At 37.6% G+C, this 24,598-nt stretch carries 24 protein-coding genes; 21 read left to right on the top strand and 3 right to left on the bottom strand.

What is annotated here, in order from left to right; translation table 11 throughout:
* The 17 genes from AC4PG0_RS10085 (at nt 1) to AC4PG0_RS10005 (ending at nt 16,541) form a co-directional block, all read left to right on the top strand.
* The gene (locus tag AC4PG0_RS10085; protein WP_033533685.1) at nt 1–1,662 is read left to right on the top strand and encodes a glycoside hydrolase family 13 protein; all 1,662 of its coding nucleotides are present in this window, start codon (nt 1–3) and stop codon (nt 1,660–1,662) included.
* 99 nt (nt 1,663–1,761) lie between these two features.
* Nucleotides 1,762–2,535: a TatD family hydrolase gene (locus AC4PG0_RS10080; protein WP_153648461.1), complete on the top strand. Its 774-nt coding sequence runs from the start codon at nt 1,762–1,764 to the stop codon at nt 2,533–2,535.
* A 291-nt stretch (nt 2,536–2,826) separates the two neighbouring features.
* On the top strand, nt 2,827–4,044 hold the full coding sequence (locus AC4PG0_RS10075) for a resuscitation-promoting factor (protein ID WP_003772511.1): 1,218 nt from the start codon (nt 2,827–2,829) through the stop codon (nt 4,042–4,044).
* 101 nt (nt 4,045–4,145) lie between these two features.
* Nucleotides 4,146–4,721, top strand: coding sequence for a ribonuclease M5 (rnmV, locus tag AC4PG0_RS10070; protein ID WP_010990285.1), 576 nt, complete (start codon nt 4,146–4,148; stop codon nt 4,719–4,721).
* The gene (rsmA, locus tag AC4PG0_RS10065) at nt 4,714–5,601 is read left to right on the top strand and encodes a 16S rRNA (adenine(1518)-N(6)/adenine(1519)-N(6))-dimethyltransferase RsmA (RefSeq protein ID WP_003772508.1); all 888 of its coding nucleotides are present in this window, start codon (nt 4,714–4,716) and stop codon (nt 5,599–5,601) included. Before rnmV ends, rsmA begins: the two co-directional genes overlap by 8 nt.
* Before the next feature lie 119 nt (nt 5,602–5,720).
* Nucleotides 5,721–5,978 (top strand): biofilm formation stimulator Veg, encoded by a 258-nt coding sequence (gene veg, locus AC4PG0_RS10060; protein WP_492167517.1) that lies wholly within the window; start codon nt 5,721–5,723, stop codon nt 5,976–5,978.
* A gap of 138 nt (nt 5,979–6,116) precedes the next feature.
* The gene (gene ispE, locus AC4PG0_RS10055) at nt 6,117–6,992 is read left to right on the top strand and encodes a 4-(cytidine 5'-diphospho)-2-C-methyl-D-erythritol kinase (RefSeq protein ID WP_003759978.1); all 876 of its coding nucleotides are present in this window, start codon (nt 6,117–6,119) and stop codon (nt 6,990–6,992) included.
* A 21-nt stretch (nt 6,993–7,013) separates the two neighbouring features.
* Nucleotides 7,014–7,751, top strand: a complete 738-nt coding sequence (gene chbG, locus AC4PG0_RS10050) for a chitin disaccharide deacetylase (protein WP_010990287.1) — start codon at nt 7,014–7,016, stop codon at nt 7,749–7,751.
* Between the two features lie 163 nt (nt 7,752–7,914).
* Nucleotides 7,915–8,733 (top strand): pur operon repressor, encoded by an 819-nt coding sequence (gene purR / locus AC4PG0_RS10045; protein WP_003759983.1) that lies wholly within the window; start codon nt 7,915–7,917, stop codon nt 8,731–8,733.
* 172 nt (nt 8,734–8,905) lie between these two features.
* Nucleotides 8,906–9,583 (top strand): efflux RND transporter periplasmic adaptor subunit, encoded by a 678-nt coding sequence (locus AC4PG0_RS10040; RefSeq protein ID WP_194321667.1) that lies wholly within the window; start codon nt 8,906–8,908, stop codon nt 9,581–9,583.
* Between the two features lie 48 nt (nt 9,584–9,631).
* On the top strand, nt 9,632–10,324 hold the full coding sequence (locus AC4PG0_RS10035; protein WP_185501646.1) for an ABC transporter ATP-binding protein: 693 nt from the start codon (nt 9,632–9,634) through the stop codon (nt 10,322–10,324).
* Nucleotides 10,321–11,529: an ABC transporter permease gene (locus AC4PG0_RS10030; protein ID WP_010990290.1), complete on the top strand. Its 1,209-nt coding sequence runs from the start codon at nt 10,321–10,323 to the stop codon at nt 11,527–11,529. Before AC4PG0_RS10035 ends, AC4PG0_RS10030 begins: the two co-directional genes overlap by 4 nt.
* A gap of 686 nt (nt 11,530–12,215) precedes the next feature.
* Nucleotides 12,216–12,524, top strand: coding sequence for a septation regulator SpoVG (gene spoVG, locus AC4PG0_RS10025; protein WP_003728886.1), 309 nt, complete (start codon nt 12,216–12,218; stop codon nt 12,522–12,524).
* Between the two features lie 118 nt (nt 12,525–12,642).
* The gene (gene spoVG, locus AC4PG0_RS10020; RefSeq protein ID WP_003722726.1) at nt 12,643–12,951 is read left to right on the top strand and encodes a septation regulator SpoVG; all 309 of its coding nucleotides are present in this window, start codon (nt 12,643–12,645) and stop codon (nt 12,949–12,951) included.
* Nucleotides 12,952–13,339: 388 nt separating this feature from the next.
* The gene (glmU, locus tag AC4PG0_RS10015) at nt 13,340–14,713 is read left to right on the top strand and encodes a bifunctional UDP-N-acetylglucosamine diphosphorylase/glucosamine-1-phosphate N-acetyltransferase GlmU (protein WP_010990291.1); all 1,374 of its coding nucleotides are present in this window, start codon (nt 13,340–13,342) and stop codon (nt 14,711–14,713) included.
* A 50-nt stretch (nt 14,714–14,763) separates the two neighbouring features.
* The gene (locus AC4PG0_RS10010) at nt 14,764–15,720 is read left to right on the top strand and encodes a ribose-phosphate diphosphokinase (protein ID WP_003764989.1); all 957 of its coding nucleotides are present in this window, start codon (nt 14,764–14,766) and stop codon (nt 15,718–15,720) included.
* A gap of 359 nt (nt 15,721–16,079) precedes the next feature.
* Nucleotides 16,080–16,541, top strand: a complete 462-nt coding sequence (locus AC4PG0_RS10005; RefSeq protein ID WP_492167516.1) for a YehR family lipoprotein — start codon at nt 16,080–16,082, stop codon at nt 16,539–16,541.
* Between the two features lie 48 nt (nt 16,542–16,589).
* On the opposite strand, the gene AC4PG0_RS10000 is transcribed toward AC4PG0_RS10005, so the two are convergent.
* The 3 genes from AC4PG0_RS10000 to AC4PG0_RS09990 form a co-directional block, all read right to left on the bottom strand.
* Complete coding sequence (locus AC4PG0_RS10000) at nt 16,590–16,922, bottom strand: putative heavy metal-binding protein (RefSeq protein ID WP_003725735.1); 333 nt, start codon at nt 16,920–16,922, stop codon at nt 16,590–16,592.
* A 66-nt stretch (nt 16,923–16,988) separates the two neighbouring features.
* Nucleotides 16,989–17,663, bottom strand: a complete 675-nt coding sequence (locus tag AC4PG0_RS09995) for a DNA alkylation repair protein (protein WP_203579076.1) — start codon at nt 17,661–17,663, stop codon at nt 16,989–16,991.
* Nucleotides 17,664–17,739: 76 nt separating this feature from the next.
* Nucleotides 17,740–18,681, bottom strand: a complete 942-nt coding sequence (locus AC4PG0_RS09990) for an L-lactate dehydrogenase (protein WP_003772488.1) — start codon at nt 18,679–18,681, stop codon at nt 17,740–17,742.
* 293 nt (nt 18,682–18,974) lie between these two features.
* Between AC4PG0_RS09990 and AC4PG0_RS09985 the strand changes: the two genes are divergently transcribed.
* The 4 genes from AC4PG0_RS09985 to mfd all read left to right on the top strand — a co-directional run bounded on the left by AC4PG0_RS09985 (nt 18,975) and on the right by mfd (nt 24,596).
* Nucleotides 18,975–19,598, top strand: coding sequence for a 50S ribosomal protein L25/general stress protein Ctc (locus AC4PG0_RS09985; RefSeq protein WP_003760021.1), 624 nt, complete (start codon nt 18,975–18,977; stop codon nt 19,596–19,598).
* An 89-nt stretch (nt 19,599–19,687) separates the two neighbouring features.
* Nucleotides 19,688–20,272, top strand: a complete 585-nt coding sequence (locus AC4PG0_RS09980) for a GNAT family N-acetyltransferase (RefSeq protein WP_003772485.1) — start codon at nt 19,688–19,690, stop codon at nt 20,270–20,272.
* Nucleotides 20,273–20,378: 106 nt separating this feature from the next.
* On the top strand, nt 20,379–20,933 hold the full coding sequence (gene pth / locus AC4PG0_RS09975; protein ID WP_003760026.1) for an aminoacyl-tRNA hydrolase: 555 nt from the start codon (nt 20,379–20,381) through the stop codon (nt 20,931–20,933).
* Nucleotides 20,934–21,056: 123 nt separating this feature from the next.
* A complete protein-coding gene (gene mfd / locus AC4PG0_RS09970) occupies nt 21,057–24,596 on the top strand; it encodes a transcription-repair coupling factor (RefSeq protein WP_492167515.1) in 3,540 nt (1,179 codons plus the stop codon).
* The last annotated feature ends 2 nt before the right edge of the window (nt 24,597–24,598 follow it).

Here is a 24,598-nt window from a genome sequence, read left to right as displayed (position 1 = left end):
ATGAAAGAAAAAGACTGGTGGAAAAAAAGCGTAGTTTACCAAATCTATCCAAAGAGTTTCAATGACTCAAATGGCGATGGAGTCGGTGATATTCAAGGGATTATTGAGAAATTAGATTATTTAAAAGAGCTTGGCGTAGACGTTATCTGGCTATCTCCGGTGTATGATTCGCCACAAGATGACAATGGATACGATATTCGCGATTACCAAAAAATTTACGAAGAATATGGCGATATGGCAACGTTTGACAATCTGTTACAAGGTTTACATGATCGTGATATGAAACTCGTAATGGATTTAGTTGTTAACCACACTTCCGACGAACATAAATGGTTTGAAGAATCTCGGAAATCCAAAGACAACCCTTATCGTGATTACTATTTCTGGCGTGAAGAAAATGAAATCAACAACTGGGGCTCGATTTTCAGTGGTCCAGCATGGGAATTGGACGAGAAAACAGGCGAGTACTACTTACACCTTTTCTCTAAAAAACAACCAGATTTAAACTGGGAAAATCCTAAATTACGCCAAGATGTATATAATATGATGAAATTCTGGCTTGATAAAGGTATCGATGGGTTCCGTATGGACGTAATTAACTTCATTTCCAAAAACACAGCTTTCCCAGATGGCCCAGTTGCAGAAGGTCAAATTTACGGGGATGCAGGTAACGATTTCTGCAATGGACCACGTATTCATGAGTTCTTGCAAGAGATGAACCAAGAAGTAACTTCCAAATATGATGTAATGACTGTTGGCGAAATGCCAGGTGCTAGCACAACTGACGCGCAAATTTATACAAATCCAGCAAATAATGAAGTGGATATGATTTTTACATTTGAACATATGAACCTAGACTCCGATGGTGATAACAAATGGGATCTAAAACCAATTTATTTACCAGATTTAAAAGAAAACATGTCCGAGTGGCAAGTAGCGCTTCAAGAAAACGGCTGGAACAGTTTGTATTGGAACAATCATGACCAACCACGTATTGTTTCTCGTTTTGGGAATGACAATCGTTTCCGCGTTCGTTCGGCGAAAATGCTTGCAACATGTCTGCACATGATGAAAGGAACACCGTACATTTATCAAGGTGAAGAAATCGGAATGACTAATGTTCATTTTGAAACACTGGAAGAATATCGAGATATAGAAACATTAAACATGTATAAAGAACGTAAAGAGCAAGGTCATAGCCACGAAAGCATTATGCAGTCTATTTACACTAAAGGACGCGACAACGCAAGAACACCATACCAGTGGGATAATAGCGAAAATGCTGGCTTCACAACCGGAACGCCGTGGCTTAAAGTTAACCCGCGTTATACAGAAATCAACAACGAAGAAGCGCTGAAAAATCCAGATTCGATTTTCTACTACTACCAAAACCTAATTAAGTTACGCAAAACAACAGAAATCATCACAACTGGTAATTATCGCCTGTTATTACCAAAAGATGAAGCGATTTTCGCATATGAACGTTATACAGAAAATGAAAAATTAGTCGTTTTATGTAATTTCACAGAAGAAGAGCAAGTTATTACAGATGAAAATATTTTAAACGACATCAAAAAAGGCTCCGTACTTGCAAATAATGTTCCTGATATTATAGAAGGAACTTTACGACCATACGAAGCGATAGTTTATCAAATTAAATAAACAGACCAGAAAAGCCACTTGCGTTTTAAGTGGCTTTTTTTGTTTGCGTCAAAAATTATAGTATAATAGAAGGAAATGATTTTATTAGGAGGAATTCTCGTGCTATTTGATACGCATGTACACCTCAATGACGAGGCTTTTGATGATGATATAGAAGAAGTAATAAAACGCGCAAAAGAAAACGACGTGACCCGTATGGCCGTTGTAGGCTTTAATAAAGAAACAATTGACCGGGCACTTAAATTAGCCGATAAATATGATTTTATCTATCTAATCGTCGGCTGGCATCCTACAGACGCTATTACCTTCACAGACGAAGATTTAGAATGGTTACGCGATTTAGCTCTTACACACAAAAAAGTAGTTGCTTTGGGCGAAATGGGCTTGGATTACCACTGGGATACTTCGCCAAAAGAAACGCAATTCGAAGTTTTTAGAAAGCAAATTCGTTTAGCTAAAGAAGTGAATTTACCGATAGTGATTCATAATCGCGAAGCCACAGAAGATGTAGTTCGCATTTTGCAAGAAGAACATGCCGAAGAAATAGGCGGAATTATGCATTGTTTTGGCGAAACAGTCGAAGTAATGGAAGCATGTTTAGCAATGAATTTCTATATTTCATTCGGAGGAACAGTCACTTTTAAAAACGCAAAATTACCTAAAATTGCAGCCCAAGCTATACCAATTGACCGTTTATTAATAGAAACTGACGCGCCTTACCTCGCTCCAACCCCAAATCGTGGAAAAAGAAATGAACCAGGATACGTCAAGTTAGTTGCCGAAAAAATCGCGGAACTGAAAGAAATGAAATATAGCGAAATCGCCACGCACTCAACAGATAACGCGAAAAGGCTTTTTAAAATTAAAGACTGATTGTAATATAATTGTAATATAAGGCCGAGTCTGTAACCCAATCTTAAGCTTCTAGAAGATAAAAATCACTACTTGGACAAAAACCCTTATTTCATGCCTACGACCAGAGACGTAGAAAAATGACACATTTCTGTTACATTTGACACTTTTTAAAAATTTTATATTTGAAAATGGCTTTATACCAACGTTTATGCTTTAAGTTTGCGAAGGTGTGAACAAACTATAGAAAAAATTGACAGTTCTTTAGTCCCCTGTATATAATCACTAGCGAAGTAGAAAGGGGAGAAATACATGACCATGGAAAACAGCAGTAACGTAGCCCAATCATCAAAATGGAAATTACCAATCATGATTGCAGGATTTGTTATTGTAGTAGCATTGGTTTTTTATTTCGTTTTCGAAGGAACTAAAAACGATATCACTATAGTAAACGCTGGTGAAAAAATTGAATCAAGAACACATGCTAAAACAGTTTCTGAAGCATTAGATGAAGCAGGAATTAAAGTAAGTGCACAAGATGAAATCGCGCCAGGAAAAAATGCGGAAATTAAAGACGGTATGGAAATTAAATATCTTCCAGCTCGTCAAGTTACAATAAATGATAATGGTACAAAGAAAAACGTTTGGAGCACAAAAACAAACGTAGCAGACTTGCTTAAAGACGAAAATATTACTACTCGTCCACAAGATGTTTTAAATGTTGCATTAGATACTAAATTAAAAAATGGCCTAGAGGTTAACATTAACCGTGCCATTGAACTTTCCTTACAAAACGGAACTAAAAAAGATACAGTATGGACAACTAAGAAAAAAGTTAGTGATTTACTAACAGAGAAAAACATCAAACTTGATAAAGATGACCGCGTGTCACCTGCTAAAGACAGTAACTTAAAGGAAAAAATGACCGTACAAGTTACATACGTCAATTCAAAAGCAGAAAAGAAAAATGAACAAATCAAATTTGAAACAGTTTATAAAGAAGACGATAGCCTAAATAAAGGCGTTGAAAAAGTCGTTCAAGAAGGTAAAAATGGCGAAAAAGTTGTCGAGTATAATGTAACTTTTGAAAATGACAAAGAAACAAAACGCGATGTCATTAAAGAAAACGTTACTTCTGAAAAGACAGATAAAGTAGTTGTACGTGGCACAAAAGAAAAAGCGAAAGTATCACAAATCGCAAATGCTTCATCTTCAAAAGCAACCACTTCTAACGCTTCATCAGCTCCATCAGGTGGTAAAACTTATCGTATGGAATCAACAGCATATTCAGGTGGCGGTATGACAGCTTATGGTATTAACCTAAGTGCTAACCCTGGAATGAAAGTAATCGCAGTTGATCCAAACGTTATCCCACTAGGTTCTAAAGTATGGGTTGAAGGTTACGGCGAAGCAATCGCTGGAGACACTGGCGGCGTTATCAAAGGAAATATCGTTGACGTTTATTTCCCAAATGAAAGCCAATGCTACTCATGGGGTAGAAGAATGGTTACTGTAAAAGTGTTAAACTAATTTCGTATAAAAACGAGGCTGACTCATAGGGCCTCGTTTTTTCTTTGCCCAAAATGTGGTATGATGTATTTACTTATTTTATAAAAAAGGATGTTATCTATATGAGCGGGAAGCCTGTAATACATGAGTTTATTGTTGTAGAAGGACGTGACGATACAACCGCAATCAATCGTTCAGTTATTGCAGATACTATCGAAACCAATGGCTCAGCACTTTCACAAGAAACAATTGAAAAGATTAGACACGCTCAAGAACTGCGGGGAGTCATTATTTTTACGGACCCAGATTTCCCAGGCGAAAAAATTAGAAAACAAATTGATTCAGCGGTCCCAGGATGTAAACATGCATTTATTAATCGACAAGACGCTCTACCAAAAGCAGGACGTGGACTCGGTGTAGAACATGCGAGCAGCGCCCATATTAGAGAAGCTTTAGAGCACTTTCATACAAGCAGCGTACCGACTGAAAAACAATATATCTCCAAAGAAACCCTGATTCACTTAGGCCTTCTAGGTGGAACAGGAGCAAAAGAACGTAGAGAAAAACTCGGCAACATTTTAAAAATCGGCTATACGAATGGAAAACAATTGCAAACAAGGTTGGAATCATTTGCCATTAGTGAAGAACGATTAGTAGCCGCGTGCCAAACGATTATGCAGGAGGAAGAAAATGAGTAAAGATATTGCAACTCCCGGAAGAACTACGGAAATTTTAAAAAAATATGGTTTCTTATTTAAAAAAAGTCTCGGTCAAAATTTTCTCATCGATAGCAATATTTTGACACGGATTACCGATACAGCTGAAATTACGAAAGAAACGAATGTCATCGAAATCGGACCAGGAATCGGCGCACTAACTGAGCAGTTGGCCAAAACAGCAAATGAAGTCGTTGCGTTCGAAATTGATCAACGTTTGTTACCGATTCTGGATGACACACTTAGTAACTACGATAATGTGCGCGTTGTCCATAATGATGTGCTCAAAGCCGATGTTGCTGAAGTGATCACTGAACAATTTGCAAAACCTGAACTGCCTCTTAAAATTGTGGCAAACCTGCCTTATTATGTAACTACCCCGATTATTTTGAAATTACTTCATGATAATATCCCAGCAGACTCAATGACTTTTATGTTGCAAAAAGAAGTTGCTGACCGAATTAGCGCAGTTCCAAGCACAAAGAGTTACGGTAGCTTAACCATTGCTATCCAATTTTACATGGAAGCAGAACTAGCATTTATTGTTCCAAAAACTGTCTTTATGCCGCAACCCAATGTCGATTCTGCCGTCATTCATTTAAAACGCCGTAAAGAACCATTAGCAAAAGTAAACGACGAAGAGTTTTTCTTTGAAGTAACAAGAGCATCTTTTGCTCAAAGAAGAAAAACGCTATGGAATAATTTAGCATCCAAGTTCCCGGCCTTAAAACCGCGTAAAGAAGAGTTGGTAGAAGGTTTAAATGCAATTGGTATAGACTTAATTAGACGCGGAGAAACGCTTGATATACCAGAATTCGCTAAATTAAGTAACTTTCTTGCTGATTTCCTCGCAGAAAAATAATTTTTTTCAAAAAGAGCGCTTTCTTAGTTGACAGCTAGCCCTTCCAACTGTTAAAATATTTGGTTATTGATTTCCAAGCCCATCTGTGCTATAATTGATATTAGTGAGGTGGAAAATAAATGCCAAAAACCATTGCAAGCATTAAGACGAATTTAGATTCTAGATTAGGTAAAGCATTGACATTGAAAGCAAACGGCGGTCGTAAGAAAACGATTGAACGTTGCGGTATCCTAGCTGAAACATATCCATCCGTTTTCATTGTGGAGCTTGATCAAGATGAAAACAACTTTGAAAGAGTATCCTATAGTTATACGGATATCTTAACAGACGCAGTAGAACTTGTATTTACAGATGATAATAAAGAATTAGCTTTTTAATGAAGCTGAAGTAACCGAACCGTTTAGTATGGTTCGGTTTTTGCTTTACATAGAAACCCTTTTGGACCGCTAGCTACATATTTTTTCTTTCATATGATAGAATAGAAAAAGAGATTTTGAACGCGGAGGCCAAGAAAAATGAAAATAAGCATAACAGCACCAGCTAAAATTAATCTTTCACTTGATGCGCTATACAAACGTGAAGATGGCTATCATGAAGTGGAAATGGTGATGACAACAATAGATCTTGCTGACAGATTATTCTTAGAACGCTTAGACGAGGATAAGATTGTGCTAGATGTAAAAGCGCATTTTATTCCGGAAGATCGTCGTAATTTGATTTATCAAGCGGCTCTCCTCTTAAAAAATCGTTTTAACATAAAAATGGGAGTGCGCATCACAATTGATAAGCACATTCCAGTTTCAGCGGGATTAGCTGGTGGGAGTTCGGATGCTGCTGCTGCGCTCAAAGGTTTAAATATCATTTGGGAGCTCGGTCTTTCGATAGAAGAATTAGCAGAAATAAGTTCCGAAATCGGCTCTGACATAGCTTTTTGCGTATATGGTGGAACTGCTCTTGCGACTGGACGTGGAGAAAAAATCTCTGCATTGCCTAATATGCCTGGTTGTTGGATAGTACTAGCTAAACCTAGCATTAGCGTGTCGACACCAACGATTTATAAAGAATTACAAGTAGATAATGTAGAACACCCTAACACAGAAAAAATGATTGAATCTATCAAAAATGGTGATTTAGACGGAATTTTTGCTTCAACAGGAAACGTATTAGAGTCTGTAACGCTAGAAAAAAATCCACAAGTTAAGCGAATTAAGGACCGGATGTTAGCATTTGGTGCTGAGGCGGCTCTAATGAGTGGTAGCGGCCCGACAGTGTTTGCGCTCATCAAACAGTATTCAAGAGCGAAACGTGTCTATAATGGCTTGCGTGGCTTTTGTGAGGAAGTTTATATGGTTAGACCGTGGAGTGAAAGCGAAAACGATACGATTAATTAATGGATGAGAGGGGTCAGACAAATGAAAATTATTTTTAATGCAGATGACTTTGGAATTAGCCCAGGAGCAGTTTATGGTATTTTAGAATCGTATAGACGAGGTGTTGTAAAATCAACTACACTTCTTGCTAACAGCCCAGCTTTTGATTTGGCTGTAGAAGTAGCGAAAGAAAATCCTGGACTGGATATTGGTGCTCATTTGACCCTAACATTCGGTTACCCGTTACTTCAAGGTTTAGAAACTTTAACGGATGATAACGGGCGTTTCCGCAAAAATTATACGGCGCTTGAGTCTGGTTTAGCTAACGTGGATATGGAAGAAGTGGAGCGCGAATTAACAGCACAAATTGAGAAGATTTTGGGCGCAGGAATCACTATTTCGCACTTTGATACACATCATTCCATCGAACCGTTAATTTATCCAGTTCAGCATAAGTTGGCAGAAAAATATGGTGTAAGTATTAGACGTCATTCAGATGTTTCTGATTTTGGCGCCATTAAAACACCAGATTTATTCGATACATCTTTCTATGCAGATGGCGTATCTTTTGAAACAATTAAAAAAATAGTACAAGAGCATATCGGAACAAACGATGTCGTGGAAGTGATGACTCATCCAGCGTATATCGATGAAACGCTGCGAGAAATATCCAGTTATGTAGAGCCGCGCATCAAAGAAGTTTCCATTCTAACTTCAAGAGAATTACAAGCATATTTAGGCCAACAAGAAGTAGAAATTATTAGTTTCCGTGATTTATAAAAGCATTGGCCTGTCAAAGGATGTTTATTTGACAGGCTTTTTAATACTTTAAAAGAATAAAAGTTGTCAATTTTATAGAAAACGTTTTATAATAGAGAAAATACGGACAAAATACGTGAAATAGCTTTTTAATATACGGAATTTTATCAAAGGGAGAGAGATTATGAAGATTCGTCGCAGTGAACGATTAATTGATATGACGCAGTTTCTATTATCGCATCCGCGAAAGTTAGTGCCGCTTACGATGTTTGCTGAACGTTATGGCTCAGCTAAGTCTTCTATTAGTGAAGATTTGGTTATCATAAAGAAAACATTTGAAGATAGAGGGATTGGGACACTTGAAACTGTTCCGGGTGCTGCTGGTGGAGTGCAGTATATTTCAATAGCGGGGAATGATGATGTGCTTGATTTTGTACATACGTTGTGTAACCGAATCGCGGAACCTAACCGTCTACTTCCAGGAGGGTATTTGTACCTTTCAGACCTACTTGGGGAGCCAGTGACGCTTAAAGCAATTGGTAAAATTTTAGCTACCAAATTTAACAATCAAAAAATAGATGCAATTATGACTGTGGCAACAAAAGGGATTCCTATTGCACAAGCTGTTGCCGAGCATTTGAGTGTACCTTTCGTTATCGTGCGCCGAGATAGTAAGGTTACTGAAGGTTCTACAGTGAGCATTAACTATGTTTCAGGCTCATCTAAACGAATCGAAAAAATGGAACTATCCAAACGAAGCTTAGCAGAAGGATCCAACGTAGTAATCGTGGATGACTTCATGAAAGCTGGCGGTACGATTAATGGGATGAAGAATTTACTAGAAGAATTCAATGCGCATTTAGTTGGTATTGGCGTTCTAGTTGAATCTGAATATGCAGAGGAACGTTTAGTCGATGATTACGTTTCACTTGTCAAAATTAAAAACGTCAACATGAAAGAAAAACAAATTGAAGTAGTTGACGGAAATTACTTTAATAACTAATTGATAAACCCTAGAAGAATTTTCTAGGGTTTTTTATTTTCGTTAAGTGATACTAAAAACAAATCAGACTTGCGATGTACTTCACTCAGTTAACTTTTGTGGTAGAATGAAACCTATCATTGCTACATAAAATACAGGGCTTCTATTCATAAGAAGCAGGAGGAGAACATTCATGAAAAAATGGGTTAAATGGTTAATTGTTATCGTAATTATCGCAGTGGTTGCCGCGGGTGCGGTTTTCTTGCTGTCAAAAAATAGCGGTTCCGTAACACAAGAAAAATTAGTTACAGCCAAAGTGAAACAAGGGGATATGAAAATCAACGCTACAGGAACAGGTGCGATTTCGCCGCAAAACACACAAGTTCCAGATTATGATGAGCTTCAATTAGTAGCGCAAATGGATGAACTGGATATTCCTAACATCAAGAAAGACCAAGAAGTTAAAATCACAGTAACAGCACTTCCTGACAAAACATACACAGGAAAAGTAAAAGAAATTGCAGAACAAGGTCAAGTCCAAAATGGCGTGTCTAGCTTCTCTGTGATTATTTCTCTTGATAAAATAGACGATTTGAAGGCCGGTATGACTGCTGATGCCTCAATTTTAGTAAAAGAGAAAAAAGATGCACTTTACGTACCGATTGAAGCTGTTCAAAAAGACGGCGATGATAAATATTATGTACTAGTTCCAGAAGAACAAGAAAATGGCAAAACGAAAAAAGTGAAGAAATTTGTAGAAACTGGTCTTCATAACGAAGATAATATCGAAATCACTAACGGCGTTAAAAAAGACCAAAAAGTAATCCTTCCTACACAAGAAACTTCCACAGTTCCAGGTGCTCCTAGCTAAGTTTTTTGTATATACGTATTAGATAAATAGTATGAAGGAGGGATAAACATGCCAAAACCGCTAATTGACATGAAAAATTTAACGAAAACATATACACTAGGCGGAGAAACGTTTAAAGCATTAGACGATGTTACTTTTACCGTTGAAAAAGGTGAGTTTTTATCCATCGTTGGTCCATCTGGATCCGGTAAATCAACTTTAATGAATATGATAGGTTGTTTGGATGTTCCAGATGAAGGCAGTTATCACCTTGATAATGTAGATGTATTTAAATTAAGTGACAACAAATTATCCGAAATTAGAAATAAGAAAATCGGTTTCATTTTTCAGCAGTTTAACTTACTTCCTAAATTATCTGCTTTTGAAAATGTAGAATTACCTTTAATTTATGCTGGGCTAAGTGTTTCAGCACGCGAAAAAGCTGCAATCGAATGCTTGGAAAAAGTTGGTTTACTAGAAAAACGAAGAAATTTACCAACTCAACTATCAGGCGGACAACAACAACGTGTAGCTATTGCGCGCGCACTTGCCGGTAACCCACAAATCCTTTTAGCAGATGAGCCAACAGGAGCTCTTGATTCAAAAACAGGTAAAGAAGTAATGGGTATCTTACAGGAATTAAACAGAGCAGGGAACACCATCGTTATGATCACCCATGATCCAACCATCGCTTCTTACGGAACAAGAAGTATTCGTATTCAAGATGGTAAGCTATTCCACGAGGAGGCGAAAAAAGCATGAACGTTCTCCAAAGTATGAAAATGGCGTGGAAACAATTAAAAGCAAGTAAACTTAGATCATTTTTAACGATGTTGGGTATTATTATTGGGGTTGCCTCTGTTATTCTGTTGGTTTCACTAGGTAATGGTGTGACGAAAGAAGTAGACGACCAAATGGGCGATTTAGGCTCCAATTTAATCACAGTAGTTAATAGTTCGGTGAATCCAAATGACAAGTATACTTATGATGAAGTAATGAAATATCAAAACATCGATGGCGTAAAAAGTGTATCTCCAGAGCTATCTGGTCAAGTTAATGCAACATACGATTATAAAAGTTCAAGTAACAAAGTCATTGGGACAAATGATCAGTATAAAGCGGCTCGTAGCTTAGAAATGAAAGAGGGGCGCTTCCTATTACCGATTGATACGGAATATGGCCAGAAAGTAGCTGTAATAGGCTCTACGGTAGCCAGTGATCTATTTGGTTTTGGTAATCCAATAGGTGAAACAATTAGATTGAATGGTATGCCTTACAAAGTAGTTGGCGTTCTTAAAGAAAAAGGCGCTTCTATGATGGGCTCGAGTGACGACCAAATCTTTATCCCGATTTCTTCGGCTCAACGATTACTAAAAGATACAAATGTCCGTACTATCTACGTAGAAACAAAATCTGCTGAAGATGTTGATTTTGTAGTAAATACATTAGAATCTCGCCTCGCTATTAAGTTTGGCAATGAAAAAGAACAAGAAGAAAATGCTTCTTCTGCTCAAATGGGACCATCTTATCAAGTCATTAATCAACAAGAAATTCTCAACGCGTTCAATACAATCAGCACTACATTAACTACTGCGCTTGGTGCAATTGCGGCCATTTCGCTTGTAGTAGGTGGGATTGGAATTATGAATATTATGCTTGTTTCTGTTAGCGAAAGAACGAGAGAAATAGGTATAAGAAAAGCGTTAGGAGCTAAAAAACGAGCAATTCTGCTACAATTCCTAATAGAATCTATTGTTATTAGTGTTTGCGGCGGGATTATTGGAATTCTTATCGGCGTTTCAGGCGCATTGATATTCGGCTCAGTTGCTGGCATATCGTCAGGAATAACAGCTGGAACCATTATCTTCTCGTTTGTATTCTCCTTATGCATCGGCGTAATATTTGGTATCGCCCCTGCGAATAAAGCATCTAAATTAAGACCAATCGACGCTTTAAGATCAGAGTAACGAAAAAAGAAATCCGGAATTGTGTATTTCGGATTTCTTTTTTTAACTAAAATTAGTGCTTTAAGTTGTCTTGTCATCTATATTTAATGTTTTTGTCACAATTAAGCGTTTTCAAATAGGGATTTAGTTCTTTTTTTTACTAGAAAAAAGAAAAAAGTTCTTGAATCATGCATTAGAATAGGATTTTCAGGGTATACACTATTTATTGACTTATTCAGATGAGATGAATAGAGACATCTAAAATTGTAAATATATGATCTCAGAAAAATCATAAATTCTCTGTAAATTGTATACAATTATTTTTGAGAAATCATAATTTTAACACCATTTTACTAGCGTTCTTGCCCATAAAATAGTATGATGATTACATCTTGATACTGTGCTAGCAATGGTTTCGGCGTTTTTGTTACTTTAGTGATAAAAATTGTATACAAAACAAAAGCTTGAAGAAACAATCTGAAAATGTCAATGATTTTCAAAGAAAAACTATTTTTTTTGGTTTACAATTCACAAAGTTGTCAAATTTAGTTTTTTTTATTATTATGTTCATAGGGAAGAATTTTACGTTAATATTGCTTGCTTATAAAAGTGATTTTTTCTATGGGGGAATTTTTCTCGAGTGTGTACTTATGTTGCATGTGAGCATTGTTTACTAGCAGCGCAACTAGAATAAGGTGGTGAAGATAATGGAGATTACAGATGTGAGATTACGACGTGTTGAGACAGATGGGAGAATGAAAGCTATTTCTTCAATTACGATTGATGGTGAGTTTGTTATTCACGACATTCGTGTCATCGATGGCAACGAGGGTTTATTCGTAGCTATGCCTAGTAAACGTACGCCGGATGGTGAGTTTAGAGATATTGCTCATCCGATTAACTCAGGCACCCGTGCAAAAATTCAAGAAGCCGTTTTAGCTGCTTATGAAGTAGCGGACGAGCCAGCAGTAAACGAAGAAAGTTCTGCAGACGAAAGTGTTGTAGAAGAAAACTAAAAAATCCTCGGTTAGGAAGAACGTTGTTGGGAACAGCTGGGGGATACTTACCTGAGATTTTAGCTGGGATAAGCAGATTCTTTTTGAGAGAGGCAAATGGGATAAGGAGTGACTAATAATGCAAGTAACAGATGTGAGATTACGTCGTGTAGAAACTGATGGAAGAATGAGAGCGATTGCTTCAATCACTTTAGATGAGGAATTTGTAGTTCATGATATTCGCGTTATTGATGGGAATAACGGATTATTCGTAGCTATGCCAAGTAAACGTGGTGTTGACGGTGAATTCCGTGACATCGCTCACCCAATTAATTCCGATACTCGTGCAAAAATTCAAGAAGTTGTTTTAGCTGAATATGAGCGCGTTGGTGAAGAAGAAGCAACTGCGGTAACAGAAGAAGAATCTGAATCCGTTTCTGCTGAATAATTAAAAAAATTTCCAAGGGCTAGCTTAGTGCTAGCCCTTTTTGTGTAGAATAACTATGAAAAAAATCATAAATAGCCTTGGTCTTCTATTTTGGCTATGGTATAATTAAAAGCAGATTGTAAAAACAGGGAGGAGATTTTAAGTGATGTTGCAAAAACAGATGTATTCAAGCAAACATTTTTGTAGCACAAGTGTAAAATCCTCTTTTAGTAAGCAAATAAATAACCACACTGTATCTTTCGGAATTTTCAAACAAATAAAACTTTAAATTTCCTCTTTACCTAAAAAACGTAGGTAGGGGTTTTTATTTGGGCGCATTCTTGAAAAAAAGCAAATTTTACGTTATCATTCATAGTGGATGAATAGTGAATATTGGAGGTTCTATATAATGTCAAAACGATATGCTGTAGTGCTTGCTGCTGGCCAAGGCACACGGATGAAATCAAAATTATACAAAGTATTACATCCTGTTTGTGGAAAACCAATGGTCGAACATGTAGTAGACCAAATTTCGACGCTTGATGTTGATAAAGTGGTTACAATTGTAGGTCATGGTGCTGAAAAAGTACAAGAGCATTTAGCAGGTAAGAGCGAATTCGTGAAACAAGATGAACAACTTGGAACGGCGCATGCAGTACTTCAAGCGAAATCAGAACTTGCAGGAAAAGATGGTGTGACGTTAGTTGTTTGTGGAGATACACCTTTAATCGAAGCTAGCACAATGGAAGCTTTATTAAAATATCACCATGAAAAAAGAGCAAAAGCAACTATTCTTACAACCGTTATTGAAGACCCTACAGGATACGGACGTATTATCCGTGATGATCTTGGTATTGTCGAAAAAATCGTTGAACATAAAGATGCGACAGAAAAAGAACAACGCATTTCAGAAATTAACACCGGCACATATTGCTTTGATAATAAAGCTCTTTTTGAAGCTTTAGAAAATGTCTCTAATGATAATGTGCAAGGTGAATATTACTTACCAGATGTTATTAAAATTTTAAAAGATGCGGACGAAGTTGTTGCAGCTTACAAAATGGAGTCCTTCGAAGAGTCACTTGGAGTAAATGATCGAATTGCTTTAGCTGAAGCTTCCAAATTAATGCAACGTCGAATCAATGAGAATCATATGCGTAATGGAGTAACACTTGTTAATCCGGAAAACACGTATATTGATATAGATGTAAAAATAGGTCAAGATACAGTTATTGAGCCAGGAGTAATGCTTCGTGGCAAGACTGTAATTGGTGATGATTGCGTGGTAACGAGCGGTTCAGAAATCGTAAGTAGTGTAATCGGTGAACGCGTGCACGTCAGAAATTCCTCGATTTTTGAAAGTAAAGTCGGTGATGACGTTCAAATCGGGCCATACGCTCACTTGAGACCAGAATCTGATATTCATAATCATGTGAAAATCGGAAATTACGTCGAAACCAAAAAAGCAGTTGTCGGTGAAGGAACTAAATTACCTCATTTCATTTACATGGGAGATGCGGAAATTGGTAAAAACGTCAATGTTGGTTGCGGAAGTATTGCTGTTAATTACGATGGCAAAAATAAAGCAAAAACCATCATTGGTGATAATGTCTTTGTCGGATGTAACTCGAATTTGATTGCACCTGTCAAAGTGGGAGATCGTGCTTTCATAGCAGCGGGCTCCACAATTACAAAAGATGTTCCTGAAGATGCGTTAGGTATTGCTCGCGCGAAACAAGATAACAAACTTGGCTACGCGAAACATTTGAATCACGGTAAATAATTTCCTATTGGAAAGTTTAAAATTTTAATAAAAAATAGTGGAGGCTGATTATGTCAAACGAGTATTTTGATCCAAAGTTGAAGATTTTCTCGCTAAATTCTAATCGTGAACTAGCTGAAGAGATTGCGAAAGAAGTAGGTATTGAGTTAGGGAAATCAAGCGTTACTCATTTTAGTGATGGAGAAATCCAAATTAACATTGAAGAAAGTATCCGTGGTTGTCATGTATATGTTATTCAATCAACGAGTAATCCTGTAAACCAGAATTTAATGGAACTTTTGATCATGATTGATGCGTTGAAACGCGCTTCCGCAGCAACAATTAATATTGTTATGCCTTACTATGGTTATGCACGTCAAGACCGTAAAGCAAGAAGTCGTGAACCAATCACAGCGAAATTAGTAGCAAACTTAATCGAAACTGCTGGTGCAACTAGAATGATTACACTTGATATGCATGCACCGCAAATCCAAGGTTTCTTTGATATTCCAATCGATCACTTGAATGCGGTTCGCCTTCTAAGTGACTATTTCAGCGAACGTCATTTGGGTGATGATTTAGTAGTAGTTTCCCCTGACCACGGTGGAGTTACTCGCGCTCGTAAAATGGCTGACCGTTTGAAAGCGCCGATTGCTATCATTGATAAACGTCGTCCGCGTCCAAACGTAGCTGAAGTAATGAACATCGTTGGTAATGTTGAAGGAAAAGTTTGTATTATCATTGACGACATTATCGACACAGCTGGAACAATCACGCTTGCTGCAAAAGCATTACGTGAAGCTGGCGCGACAAAAGTATACGCATGTTGTTCGCACCCAGTTCTTTCTGGCCCAGCAATGAAACGCATTGAAGATTCACCAATCGAAAAACTAGTTGTAACAAACTCCATCGCTCTTCCAGAAGAAAAATGGATTGATAAAATGGAGCAACTTTCTGTAGCAGCTCTTCTTGGTGAAGCGATCGTTCGCGTTCATGAAAATGCTTCTGTAAGTTCTTTATTTGAATAAAATTTAAAACTAAAAAGGATTTTTCTGTGATTATCATAGAAAAATCCTTTTTTAATTTAAAATCGTGTTTTTGATTAAACCAGTTAATAATCAAGACGGGAAATATACACTTTATATAAAATCTCCCTTTTGAAAGTCTATTTTTATCTTTGCTTTAAATGAGGGTGTGATAACTTTAATTCGGGATAAATGGTTGGGGAAAGCAGGAGTTAGAGCAGTTTTGAACTCGTTGTTTGAGATGATTATTACAAATTTTGCACAGGAGATTTGGTGGATAAAGTTCACAGAATGTCTATTGTAATGGCTCTGTTTGTTAGGTACTCTTAAATAGTACAAAAGACTAATTAGGAGGAACAGCTATGAAATTGCTAAAAAAAGGAACAACAGTTTTATTTGTAATGATTATGGCAGTTATGTTAGTAGCGTGTGGGGATAAGGAAGAAAGTAAGACCTTTGCGCTTTCTCAAAATGGTGTGGATTCGAAATTAACTTACACTTATAAAGGGGACAAAGTTACTAAGCAAACTGCTGAAAACACAATGTTATATACTTCAATGGGCATTAAAACAAAAGAAGAAGCAGAAAAAATGCTTAAAGAAACAAGTGAGAAATTCCAAAACATTGAAGGATTGAAAGAAAGCATTGATTATAAAGATGATAAAGCTATTGAAACATTAGAAGTAGATTACACGAAAATAGCTTCTGAAGATCTTAAGAAATTACCGGGCATGGCAGCAACTGGCGATGTATCTAAAGGTATTAGTATGAAAGAATCTGAAAAAATGTTGAAATCTCAAGGCTTTAAAGAAGTCGAAAAATAAGCTAGTAGTAAAAAAGAAGTATCCGACCAGTCGGATACTTCTTTTTGCTTAATAATCTTGCGCTTCAATAACAACGGCAGTACCGGAAGCAGTAACCATTAACATGCCATTATCTGCACCGAGCACTTCATAATCAATGTCAACACCAATAACGGCATTTGCGCCAATATCTTTCGCGCGTTGTTCCATTTCGCGAATTGCTTCCTCGCGAGCGTTAATAAGTTCATCTTCATAGCCTTGCGAACGGCCCCCGAAGAAATTTCTAAGTCCGGCTCCGATGTCTTTCATAAAATTAACACCAGTAATGACTTCGCCGAAAACGATTTTTTTATACTCGATAATTTGTTTGCCTTCAATATTTGGTGAGGTTGTTACAATCATGGTTTTATCCCTCCAGTTTTCTTTTATCATACCTCTTAGTACTTTTTCTAGTCAAAGGATATCTGCTTAATTTACCCGATTTCGCGCTTTTTCAATATAAGAAATTGCATCTGGAACTTTACAAGAAGTTTTTCCTAGGTTTACGTGAACCTTTCCAACTGATTTTGCAGCTTCAATTGCTTTTTCATGCAAATCGTCTTTGTAAATTCCGCAAGTGATAATAAAGCCGTTCATTGAATAGCGAGTTCTATTTGATTCGGATTGTAATGTTTCTTTCGCGCGTTGGAGCAATGCCTCTGCTTCGGGCAAGTTGTTAATATGCTCGCTATAAATCTGCCAGCCCATGGATTTAGTTAAATCATACTCACTTTCAATCCACTTTTTGGCGAAAAGGAGTGCATCACCATGTTTGCTTACGATCGATGCTAGTCCAAAGGTGAGTTGTGACCATGTTTCGCGAAAAGCGACATTCCATTTATCGATTTGCTCGGTAGTTACTTTGTTTGGATTAACTGCAAGTAAACCGAGATAAATTAAGTCGCTGTTATTTGATTCAATTAGCTCTACGGCCAGTTCATGGTTTTTAGTTAATTTTTCGCGGCGGATAATTTTCTTTAAGTCTCCAATTTTTAGTCCGTAAAGATCTAATGAATCCGGACAACCGTGATTACGAAAAATTTTAATCGTATTGGGGTTTTCTAAGGCTTTTAGCTCGGTGTCAAGTTGGTCAAAAGTAATCATACGCGTCACTCCTCTCGAATAAATTAAGTATAACAAAAAAGCATGCAAAATCGCATGCTTTTAGGATTTAAGAATATTAGTCGATTTGTTTCATTGCATCGTCTAGAACTTTTTTAAGTGTATCCGCGGAGTTTTTCATTTGTTCTTTTTCTTTGTCGTTTAAGTTCATTTCGACAATGTGGCGAACTCCTTGGCGGTTAACTACTGCTGGTGCGCCGATGTAAATATCGTTCATACCATAGTGGCCATCTAAATAAACAGAAAGTGGTAAAATCGCATTTTCGTTATTTAGGATCGCTTTTGTAATACGAGCAAGAGCCGCAGCAACGCCGTAGAATGTAGCGCCTTTTTTATTGATAATTTCATAAGCTGCATCACGAACGCTTACGAAAATAGTATCCATTGCACCTTGTTCGTCTTCGTTAATCCATTCAGTGATTGGAAGGCCACCAACTGTTGTATGGCTCCATGCTGGGAATTCTGTGTCGCCGTGTTCGCCGAGGATATAACCATGGACGTTACGAGCATCCACTTTTAAGTAATCGGCAATCGACATACGGAAGCGTGCTGTATCAAGACTTGTTCCAGAACCGATAACGCGTTCCTTTGGAAGGCCTGAGAATTTCCATGTAGCGTAAGTTAAAATGTCTACTGGGTTAGATGCGATTAAGAAGATACCGTCAAATCCGCTAGCCATAACTTCATCCACAATGCCTTTCATGATTTTGATATTGCGGTTTACTAGGTCCAAACGAGTTTCACCAGGTTTTTGTGCAGTCCCAGCAGTGACAACAACTAAGTCTGCATCGTGGCAGTCGCTATAATTTGCTGAGTAGATTTTCTTCGGTGTGGAAAATGGAACGGCGTGGCTTAAATCCATTGCATCCCCGATTGTTCTGTCTTTATCTATGTCAATAATGCCGAATTCTTGTCCGATACTTAAGTTTACACAAGCAAATGCATAACTAGAACCAACTGCTCCGTCGCCAACTAAAATAATTTTTTGATGATCTTTCATTTCGAATTCCTCCTATAAAAAATCTATTTACTAGTACAGTATAACATGTATTTTTCATTTGTGAAGCATTGAACGTCCTAAATTTTAAAAAGTTGTTATAATAAATTTATGAAAACGCTATAGTACAGTTTGAAAGCGTCTGCATTAGGAGCGGTTCGCTATTTTCTGTTTACCTTTTATTGAGAATTATAAACCTTTTAAAGAGAAATAAGGCTTTTGCTTTGTTTTGCTATTTTTCTAAAGGGTAGATATAATATAGATGTACCAAAATTGAATGAGTGGAGTGATTTTTTATGGCAACAACATTAGAGGTCCAGAAAAGAGAAACAACGCAACATTCAGAAGTAACGAGATTGCGTAGTGAAGGAAAAGTGCCTGGAATTATTTATGGTTACAAATCGGAAAATGTTCCAGTTTCCGTTGATTCTTTGGAATTAATCAAAGCAGTTCGTGACAATGGTCGAAACGCCGTATTTTCAGTTACTGTAGACGGCAAGAAATTAAATGTTTTATTACATGAATATCAAGTGGATCCGTTAAAAGACGTATTAGTACACGTTGATTTACTAGCTGTTGATATGAATGAAGAAGTTGAGACTGATGTTCGCGTGGTATTAGTTGGTGATGCTCCAGGCGTTAAAGCTGGCGGTGTACTTCAACAAATTATCCATGATGTAAAAGTTTCAGCAACACCAGAAAAATTACCAGAAACAATTGAATTAGACATTTCTTCATTAGAAATCGGTGATGTTTTAACTACAAACGACCTTCCTGAAAACAAAGATTATGTCGTGCAAGCAGAGGAAGAAGAAACAGTTGTTACCGTTTCTGCTCCACGTGCTGAAGAAGAACCAACGACTACGGAAGCGCCAGAACCAGAAGCTGTACATGGTAATGATGAAGAACCAGTTGAATAATTTTTTATAAATAAGGATGGAAGATTCGCATTTGTTTGCGATATCTTCCATTTTTTTTGTTATAATAGCTGTATGAAGGAGGCGGTTTCATGCTTGATAAATCAGTACCACATATTTCTGTTGCAATGGTAAATCATAGTGCTACCAAATATCCTGAGTTCAGTTTGCCGGAGGGTTATTCGTTTCGTTTTTATAGAGATGGGCTGGAGGAAGACTGGTGCAGATTGCAACTAGAAACTGGCCAAGTTCCATCGATGGAAAGTATTCGGATGCGTTTTAATACAGAATTTGGAAATGAAAAAGAAAAATTAGCCAAGCGCTGCGTCTTTGTAGAAGCTCCAGACGGTGAAATTATCGGGACCGCAATGCTTTGGGATGGAAATACATTTGGCGAGATGGCAAGCCGCATTCATTGGGTCGCTGTACTCGACTCGCACGGCGGAAAAGGTATCGCCAAAGCCTTGTTATCTAAAATTCTCGGCTTAAACAAAAGTGATTTCGTCTATCTAACAACGCAGACAGGAAGTTACCAAGCTATTTATCTTTATCAAAAATTTGGCTTTGAAAAATTCGTGGATGAAACTCCTGAAAATTGGAAAACAGAAAACTTTCAAGCAGAAAACGAAAAAGCTTGGCAAATAATTGAAAATAAAATTGCGGAATACAAGGCTTAGTTGGAAAACTTTCAACCAATGGAAATCCGTGTTATAATCAAAAAAACATCGAAACAAAAACCAGTTCATTCGTGAAGTGGTTTAGTTTATGTAAGGAGAAGCTTTTATGAAATTAATCGCAGGACTCGGAAATCCGGGCAAAAAATATGAACGTACCCGGCATAATGTCGGTTTTATGGTAGTAGATGAGCTGAGTTTTCGCCATCAAACCCCTTGGAAAAAATCAAAATTTAACGGTATGGTAAGTGAAATTAATGTGGGCGGCGAGAAAATGATTCTAGTTAAACCACTGACTTTCATGAACGCTTCTGGTGAGTGCATTCGTCCGCTAATGGATTACTACAATATCCAGATAGAAGACGTTCTAATTGTATATGATGACTTAGATTTACCAGTTGGGAAAATCAGATTGCGCCAAAAAGGTAGCGCAGGTGGTCATAATGGGATGAAATCAATTATTCAACACGTCAAGACGCAAGAGTTTAATCGTATCCGTGTGGGTGTCAGTCGTCCTTTAAAAGGGGAAGTCATCCATTACGTATTAGGAGATTTTCCAAAAGCGGAACAACCTGATATTATCGCAGCAATTCAAAAAAGCGCAGATGCTATTGAAGATTTTGCGCAAACACCATTTATTGAAGTAATGAATAAGTATAATTAAAAAATAGACTATCCGAGAGGCGTGGCAATGCTTTTGCCACGTATTTCGGTCTTTCTTCTAGCGTGTGATTTAATCTTGCATTGCATAGAATGAATTTTCTGACAAAAAAGGAGCTGTTTTCCCTTGAAAGGATTACAACAATTAATATATGAACAAAAAGATATTCGCGCGGTCTTAAACGCGCTTGATGAAAAAGAAAAATCACAACTTGTCACAGGGCTGACAGGTTCTTCGCGTGCACTTTTTGCGAGTGTAGTGGAAGGTGCATCTAAGCGGCCAGTTGTGTTTGTAACGCATAATTTGTACCATGCGCAAAAATTATACGATGATTTACTTTCTTTAATAGATGTTGATAGATTGTTTTTATATCCAGCAGATGAATTGATTTCTTCAGAGTTAAGTATTTCTAGTCCAGAATTGCGTGGTCAACGTGTTGAGGCGCTTGACTTCTTATTATCTGGCAAACCAGGAATTGTAATTGTTCCAGTTGCAGGGCTTAGAAAAATGCTTCCACCTGTCTCGTTATGGAAACATTTTAATATATCTATCGTTGAAGGCGAAGAAATCGATCCAGATGTATTGCGCCAAAAATTAGTCACTATGGGTTACACGATGAGTGGAATGGTGAACACCCCAGGAGAATTCAGTGTCCGCGGGGGCATCATTGATATTTATCCGATTACAGAAGAATTTCCGATTAGAATAGAACTTTTCGATACCGAAGTGGATTCTCTTCGTTTCTTTGATGTGGAGACACAGCGTTCGACAACACGTGTTGAAGAATTCCGTTTGCTTCCCGCGACAGAAATCATCTTAGATCAAAGCTATTATCCTGACATTGTTACCCGTTTAGAAAAGAAAATGACGCTTACGTTAAATGAACTAAAAGAAAACGAAGATAAACAAGCGCTCGTTGAAAATTTAGAAGAAGATTTAGAAATGTTGCGTTCTGGCGTAAAACCAGACATGTTCTTTAAATATATTGGTTTAGCTTATCCAGATCCAGCTTCACTTTTCGATTATTTGCCAAAAAACACTGCTATATTACTCGATGAATTTGCGCGGATTTTAGAAACCGAAGAAAGTTTGGAGCGGGAAGAAGCTGAGTGGCAGACCGAAACATTAAGTCGCATGGAAACAGTTCGCGACGTTCAAGTAAGCCATTCATTCAAAAAATTATTAGATGAAAACCATTCGCCAAAAATATACTTAACGCTTTTCCAAAAACAAATGGCAAGTATGCGCGTGGCCAAAACGACCAATATCGTTTATAAACAAATGCAGCAATTTCACGGCCAAATGAATGTTTTAAAAACAGAAATAGAAAGTTGGCACAAAAATAATTATGCCGTAGTTATCTTAGCGCCAAACTTAGAACGCGCTGAAAAAATGCAGCAAACTTTAGCTGATTACGATATGGAAAGCACGATTTTGAAAAAAGAATCGGATGTACCGAAATATGGTATGGTTCAATTTGTCATCGGAACGTTCCAAAACGGTTTTGAACTTCCGCTTGCAAAAGTAGCCTTTATTAGTGAAACTGAACTTTTTAATAAAAAAATCAAAAAGGTGAAAAAACGTCAAAAACTTTCTAATGCAGAACGAATACAAAGTTATTCTGAATTAAAAGTTGGCGACTATGTGGTTCACGTTAATCATGGTATCGCCCGTTATGTGGGGATGGAAACACTAGATATTAACGGCGTGCACAAAGATTATTTGCTGCTAGTTTACCAAGGTGAGGATAAACTTTTCATTCCAGTAGATCAACTTGATTTAGTTCAAAAATATGTTGGTGCAGAAGGGAAATCCCCAAGGTTAAACAAACTAGGTGGTGCTGAATGGAAGCGTGTGAAGAAAAAAGTACAAGCTTCTGTCCAAGATATTGCCGATGATTTAATCAAACTATATGCCGAACGAGAAGCTGAAAAAGGTTATGCATTTAGTGCGGATGACGAAATGCAGCGCGAATTTGAGGAAGCCTTTCCGTACCAAGAAACCGACGACCAATTGCGCTCGATTTCAGAAATTAAAAAAGACATGGAACGCCCGCGCCCAATGGATCGACTTTTGGTTGGAGATGTTGGTTACGGGAAAACCGAAGTGGCTTTAAGAGCTGCTTTCAAAGCAATTATGGATGGCAAGCAAGTTGCGTTCTTAGTCCCAACGACTATTTTGGCGCAACAACATTATGAAACAATGAAAGAAAGGTTCCAAGGTTTCCCAATCGAAATCGGACTTTTAAGCCGTTTCCGTACGAAAAAACAACAAACAGAGACGTTAAAAGGAATGAAAAATGGCACAGTTGATATTGTGGTCGGAACGCACCGCCTATTATCAAAAGACGTTGAGTATCAAGATTTAGGCTTGCTTGTAGTCGACGAAGAACAACGATTTGGCGTAACTCATAAAGAAAAAATCAAACAAATGCGATCAAAAATAGATGTGCTAACTCTTACTGCAACACCAATTCCAAGAACACTTCACATGTCTATGCTCGGCGTTCGTGACTTATCTGTTATCGAAACGCCTCCAGCGAACCGTTTTCCAGTTCAAACATACGTAGCAGAGCAAAATAACGTTTTAGTTCGCGAGGCAATTGAACGTGAGTTGGCGCGGGATGGACAAGTTTATTATCTTTACAACCGTGTTGAATCAATTACGCAAAAAGCTGATGAAATTTCTGCAATGGTTCCGGATGCACGTGTTGCAACGGCTCATGGTCAAATGGGTGAATCGGAATTAGAATCAGTTATTTTAAGTTTCCTTGAAGGAGAATTCGATGTCCTCGTCACGACAACTATTATTGAAACCGGAGTAGATATTCCGAACGTTAATACGCTTTTCGTGCAAGATGCTGATCGTATGGGACTATCACAACTGTACCAATTGCGCGGACGGGTAGGACGCTGGAACAGAATCGCATATGCTTACTTTATGTATCAAAAAGATAAAATTTTGCGTGAGGAAGCTGAAAAACGCTTATCAGCCATTAAAGAGTTTACCGAGTTAGGCTCTGGATTTAAGATTGCAATGCGCGACTTATCCATTCGTGGGGCTGGAAATATCCTTGGAGCGCAACAACACGGCTTTATTGATTCGGTCGGCTTCGATCTATACTCGCAAATGCTAAAAGAAGCAATTGAAGCGAAAAAACCGAAAGAAGAACAAAAACAAATCGTTCCAGTCGAAATCGACATTCAGGCAGATGCCTATATTCCAGAATATTATATTACTGACGGGCGCCAAAAAATTGAGATGTACAAACGGTTCCGAAATATTGAATCATTACTCGACCTGGAAGACTTGCAAAGCGACATGATTGACCGTTTTGGTGAGTATCCAGAAGAAGTTGAATATTTATTTACGATGACAGAACTCAAAGTACATGCGCTTGAAGTTGGAATTGAATCAGTTAAACAAGAACAAAATAAAATTACGATGCTATTTTCAGAAAGCGGAACAGCTGGAATTCGCGGAGACATCGTCATGCAAATTATTGGCGAATTTGGTCGTATGGTTGGAGTAGGCATGGAAGGAACACGGCTGAAAATCACTATAAATGTCCAAAATAAACCTTTAAAAGAATGGCTATATCAAGTGAAAAGTTTAGCAGAAAAACTTCGTGGAGCTATGAAAGAACAAGTATCTACCGAAAAGTAGTG

It is taken from the genome of Listeria sp. MAN/IMW/UF464, assembly GCF_058683955.1.
This window is presented reverse-complemented; position numbering and strand designations above follow the sequence as displayed.

Bases quoted from the DNA above. Each gene is read 5' to 3' on its own strand.
- AC4PG0_RS10085 (WP_033533685.1), top strand. From the start codon at position 1: ATGAAAGAAAAAGACTGGTGGAAAAAAAGCGTAGTTTACCAAATCTAT.
- AC4PG0_RS10075 (WP_003772511.1), top strand. From the start codon at position 2,827: ATGACCATGGAAAACAGCAGTAACGTAGCCCAATCATCAAAATGGAAA.
- rnmV (WP_010990285.1), top strand. From the start codon at position 4,146: ATGAGCGGGAAGCCTGTAATACATGAGTTTATTGTTGTAGAAGGACGT.
- rsmA (WP_003772508.1), top strand. From the start codon at position 4,714: ATGAGTAAAGATATTGCAACTCCCGGAAGAACTACGGAAATTTTAAAA.
- veg (WP_492167517.1), top strand. From the start codon at position 5,721: ATGCCAAAAACCATTGCAAGCATTAAGACGAATTTAGATTCTAGATTA.
- ispE (WP_003759978.1), top strand. From the start codon at position 6,117: ATGAAAATAAGCATAACAGCACCAGCTAAAATTAATCTTTCACTTGAT.
- chbG (WP_010990287.1), top strand. From the start codon at position 7,014: ATGAAAATTATTTTTAATGCAGATGACTTTGGAATTAGCCCAGGAGCA.
- purR (WP_003759983.1), top strand. From the start codon at position 7,915: ATGAAGATTCGTCGCAGTGAACGATTAATTGATATGACGCAGTTTCTA.
- AC4PG0_RS10040 (WP_194321667.1), top strand. From the start codon at position 8,906: ATGAAAAAATGGGTTAAATGGTTAATTGTTATCGTAATTATCGCAGTG.
- AC4PG0_RS10035 (WP_185501646.1), top strand. From the start codon at position 9,632: ATGCCAAAACCGCTAATTGACATGAAAAATTTAACGAAAACATATACA.
- AC4PG0_RS10030 (WP_010990290.1), top strand. From the start codon at position 10,321: ATGAACGTTCTCCAAAGTATGAAAATGGCGTGGAAACAATTAAAAGCA.
- spoVG (WP_003728886.1), top strand. From the start codon at position 12,216: ATGGAGATTACAGATGTGAGATTACGACGTGTTGAGACAGATGGGAGA.
- spoVG (WP_003722726.1), top strand. From the start codon at position 12,643: ATGCAAGTAACAGATGTGAGATTACGTCGTGTAGAAACTGATGGAAGA.
- glmU (WP_010990291.1), top strand. From the start codon at position 13,340: ATGTCAAAACGATATGCTGTAGTGCTTGCTGCTGGCCAAGGCACACGG.
- AC4PG0_RS10010 (WP_003764989.1), top strand. From the start codon at position 14,764: ATGTCAAACGAGTATTTTGATCCAAAGTTGAAGATTTTCTCGCTAAAT.
- AC4PG0_RS10005 (WP_492167516.1), top strand. From the start codon at position 16,080: ATGAAATTGCTAAAAAAAGGAACAACAGTTTTATTTGTAATGATTATG.
- AC4PG0_RS10000 (WP_003725735.1), bottom strand. From the start codon at position 16,922: ATGATTGTAACAACCTCACCAAATATTGAAGGCAAACAAATTATCGAG.
- AC4PG0_RS09995 (WP_203579076.1), bottom strand. From the start codon at position 17,663: ATGATTACTTTTGACCAACTTGACACCGAGCTAAAAGCCTTAGAAAAC.
- AC4PG0_RS09990 (WP_003772488.1), bottom strand. From the start codon at position 18,681: ATGAAAGATCATCAAAAAATTATTTTAGTTGGCGACGGAGCAGTTGGT.
- AC4PG0_RS09985 (WP_003760021.1), top strand. From the start codon at position 18,975: ATGGCAACAACATTAGAGGTCCAGAAAAGAGAAACAACGCAACATTCA.
- AC4PG0_RS09980 (WP_003772485.1), top strand. From the start codon at position 19,688: ATGCTTGATAAATCAGTACCACATATTTCTGTTGCAATGGTAAATCAT.
- pth (WP_003760026.1), top strand. From the start codon at position 20,379: ATGAAATTAATCGCAGGACTCGGAAATCCGGGCAAAAAATATGAACGT.